This window comes from Pseudomonas sp. JV245A (assembly GCF_032424515.1).
GTDB lineage: Bacteria > Pseudomonadota > Gammaproteobacteria > Pseudomonadales > Pseudomonadaceae > Aquipseudomonas > Aquipseudomonas protegens.
Genome location: NZ_VYKE01000384.1, coordinates 1 through 1,286 on the forward strand (window position 1 = coordinate 1; position 1,286 = coordinate 1,286).

The following is a 1,286-nucleotide window of genomic DNA, read 5'->3' on the forward strand; positions in this document are numbered from 1 at the left end:
TCGCCAGCAAGCTGGCTCCTGCAAAAAGTGTCCGCCAATGAAAACGCCCGGCAGGTGCCGGGCGTTTTTTAGGGGGGCGCTTATTCGTGGTATTGCGCCGACAACTCGTGCACCGCTTCCAGGAAGGCTCCGGCGTGCTCCGGTTTCACTTCCGGAGTGATGCCGTGGCCCAGGTTGAACACGTGGCCACTGCCCTTGCCGTAGCTGGCGAGGATGCGCGCAACTTCGCTGCGGATCGCCTGCGGGTTGGCGTAGAGCACGGTAGGGTCCATGTTGCCTTGCAGCGATACCTTGCTGCCGACCCGGCGGCGGGCTTCGCCGATGTCACAGGTCCAGTCCAGGCCCAGGCTGTCCGCGCCGGCATCGGCAATGCTTTCCAGCCACAGGCCGCCGCCCTTGGTGAAGAGGATCACCGGAACCTTGCGCCCGTCGTGTTCGCGGATCAGGCCACTGACGATCTTGCGCATGTAGGCCAGGGAGAATTCCTGGTAGGCCGCCGCCGAAAGGCTGCCGCCCCAGCTGTCGAAGATCTGCACCGCCTGCGCGCCGGCACGGATCTGCCCGTTCAGGTACGCGGTGACCGACTGGGCCAGCTTGTCCAGCAGCAGGTGCATGGCTTGCGGGTTGTCGTAGAGCATGGCCTTGGACTTGCGGAAGTCCTTTGAGGAGCCGCCTTCGACCATGTAGGTGGCCAGGGTCCAGGGGCTGCCGGAGAAACCGATCAACGGCACACGGCCGTTGAGTTCGCGACGAATGGTGCTGACCGCATCCATTACATAGCCCAGGTCCTTGTGCGGATCGGGGATCGGCAGGGCTTCGATGTCGGCCAGGGTGCTGACCACTTTCTTGAAGCGCGGGCCTTCGCCGGTTTCAAAGTACAGGCCTTGGCCCATGGCATCGGGGATGGTCAGGATGTCGGAGAAGAGGATCGCCGCATCCAGCTGTGGATAGCGGTCCAGAGGCTGCAGCGTGACTTCGCAAGCGAACGCCGGGTTCATGCACAGGCTCATGAAGTCACCGGCGTTGGCACGGCTGGCGCGGTATTCAGGCAAGTAGCGCCCAGCCTGACGCATCATCCACACCGGGGTGACGTCTACGGGTTGCTTGAGCAGGGCACGAAGGAAACGGTCGTTCTTCAGGGCAGTCATGTCGGCATCCGGAAAAAAAGTGGGGGCATTTTCTCAGAGCGCGACACAAAAGGCACGGCAAGAGCCGTTTCTTTATGTCTATGGGGTCAATTTGTCACGGGACGGGCACAGATCCCGTAGGAGCCAGCTTGCTGGCGA

The 1,286-nt window shown here is 62.4% G+C and carries 1 protein-coding gene; it reads right to left on the reverse strand.

Annotated features, from left to right (window positions below):
* Positions 1-80 precede the first annotated feature (80 nt).
* Complete coding sequence (gene hemE / locus F6S12_RS31850) at positions 81-1,148, reverse strand: uroporphyrinogen decarboxylase (protein WP_041115348.1); 1,068 nt, start codon at positions 1,146-1,148, stop codon at positions 81-83.
* Between the last annotated feature and the right edge of the window lie 138 nt (positions 1,149-1,286).